The organism is Bacillus sp. 05T31 (assembly GCF_056396725.1).
Genome location: NZ_JBFTMA010000683.1, coordinates 1 through 2,388 on the forward strand (window position 1 = coordinate 1; position 2,388 = coordinate 2,388).

The following is a 2,388-nucleotide window of genomic DNA, read 5'->3' on the forward strand; positions in this document are numbered from 1 at the left end:
ACGTGGTACAGATAACTAATTAGTGAAGATTAGGATTCATTTAAGTATCAGTTAATATCATTTATGTTTGACCTTCTATATATTTTATACTACAATCTGTAGTGTGAAAGGGGCCATACGATGTTTACTCAAAACTACAAGTTAAATGAGCAAGGGTTAAATCACTTTTTCGGACCGCTTGAAGCGAAAATAATGGAAATTGTTTGGGCTACTGAGGGTATTACCATTAAAGATGTGCAACAGAGATTAAGTGAAGAATCCCCGGTGAATTTTAATACTGTAATGACAGTTATGAACAGATTAGTAGAGAAAGCACATTTAGAAAAGCATATTGTGAAAAGAAGTGGTATGTATCGTACTACACAAACGAAGGAAGAATTTTTATCTAATCAAACGAAGAAAATGACACAGGAATTAATGGGTGAATTTGGAGATCTTGTTGTGAACCATATGATAGATGAGTTAGAGCAAGCTGATCCATCTTTAATAAAAAAATTAGAAGAGAAATTAAGTCGGCTAAAAAAAGAGGACCGATAAAATGAAGTGGCAAATGCGTAAAATCGTTTTGTTAGCAGTGACTATTAGTGTGCTTTTTTTAAGCATGTTAGTATACTACGTTACATACCCATTTCTTTTTCAAAATAAAGCATTTTTCCTTTCTCAATTTTGTTTATTTGAATTACAAAAACATATGAGGGAACTATCAATACTTCGTATAATGATAGCCGGATTACTGTTATTTACTGTAATCATTATGAGTAAAAGAATTTGGAAGCAATTTTTTCATAGTAAAAGATTGAAAAGAAATCTCGTGTCTATTACTAGAAAAGGAAAGCAAGTGTACGTATTATCAACGTTACAGATTACGGCATTTACAATTGGATTATTTCGACCGAAAATTGTCATTTCAGAAGGAATGTTTCAGGCATTTTCTGAGGAAGAAATTGATGCGATTGTATTACATGAGGAATATCATCAAAAAAATCGAGATCCATTAAAGTTATTTTTCTTTACATTGTTAGCTGAGGGAATGATGTATATTCCTATATTAAAAGGGATGTTGCAGCGTTATCATGTATATCAAGAGCTATCAGCAGATAAATATGCGATGCAAAAAATGAAATCTTCATTTGAGCTAGGTAGTGCATTATTAAAGTTAATTAAAATAACGACGATGGAAAATCAATGTATTACAGCGTCGTTTGCGAAAACCGCAATTAATTTACGAATTGAGCAAGTGTTGAATGAGAAAGTTGTTAAGCTGAATATACCATTACATACAAATTCAGTATATGTAACGTTAGGGCTATTTTGTATGTCGATTGTACTTATTGTCGGAGAGTGCATATAGCCTCTTTTTTTAATAATTAACACTACGTATTGTAGTGTATTTAGGAGGGATAAAATGAATGCGGCGGATTTAACAATTTGGCTAGTAGTAGGGGCTGGGATACTTTCATTTATATCACCATGTTCTTTACCGCTATATCCATCTTATTTATCATATATTACAGGTGTGTCTATTCAAGATTTAAAAGAAAATCGTGGGATTATGCAAAAGTCAGCGATTATACATACAGTATTTTTTATGATCGGTTTCTCGGTTATATTTTATGCGTTAGGTTTATCGGTGAGTTGGATTGGGATTACTTTTTCATCTAATCAAAGATTGATTCAGCAAATTGGTGGGGTTTTTATTGTTTTGATGGGGTTATTTATGACTGGATTGTTTCAGCCTAAGTGGCTTATGGCAGAGAAAAAAGTGCAGTATAGAAGTAAATCGACAGGATATATTCGCTCAGTTTTGGTCGGCATGACATATGCAGCAGGATGGACACCGTGTGTTGGACCGATATTTTCTGCAGTGCTTATGCTCGGTGCGACCAATCCTGAAAGTGCGCTTCTGTATATTACAGCGTACACCCTTGGATTTGCAGTTCCGTTTTTCGTGATGGCATTTTTTATCGGAAAGGTAAAATGGATTGTTACATATGCCAATGTCATGATGAAAATTGGCGGTGGAATTATGATTGTAACAGGAGTTTTATTATATACAAATCAAATGACGAAAATTACAGCATTTTTTATTCGTATATTTGGTGGATTTACAGGATTTTAGAAATGAGGAGGAAGAAAAGTGAAGAAACTAATTGCTATTATATTAGCTGGGGCACTAATTTGGGCAGGAGTTAACTTTTATAATACWAARAAAGAAGAAAAASAAAGAAAAGCGAAACAAGCGGAGTTACAAGAGAARGAAGTATTACCACAAGTGGGATTTAAAGCRCCGAACATAACATTAAAAGGATTGGACGGGAAGCTGTATTCGCTAAATGATGCAAAGGGAAAACCATATATTATTAATTTTTGGGCATCATGGTGTGGACC

General features: G+C 33.6%; 4 protein-coding genes. All 4 read left to right on the forward strand.

Annotation, left to right across the window (positions count from 1 at the left end; translation table 11 throughout):
• Positions 1–120: 120 nt before the first annotated feature.
• Positions 121–537, forward strand: coding sequence for a BlaI/MecI/CopY family transcriptional regulator (locus AC1DJR_RS26550; protein ID WP_002031086.1), 417 nt, complete (start codon positions 121–123; stop codon positions 535–537).
• Position 538: 1 nt separating this feature from the next.
• Positions 539–1,351, forward strand: coding sequence for a M56 family metallopeptidase (locus AC1DJR_RS26555; protein WP_477003916.1), 813 nt, complete (start codon positions 539–541; stop codon positions 1,349–1,351).
• 54 nt (positions 1,352–1,405) lie between these two features.
• A complete protein-coding gene (gene ccdA, locus AC1DJR_RS26560; protein ID WP_477003917.1) occupies positions 1,406–2,119 on the forward strand; it encodes a cytochrome c-type biogenesis protein CcdA in 714 nt (237 codons plus the stop codon).
• 18 nt (positions 2,120–2,137) lie between these two features.
• The coding region (locus tag AC1DJR_RS26565) for a redoxin family protein (protein ID WP_477003918.1) at positions 2,138–2,388 on the forward strand (251 nt) is incomplete at its 3' end.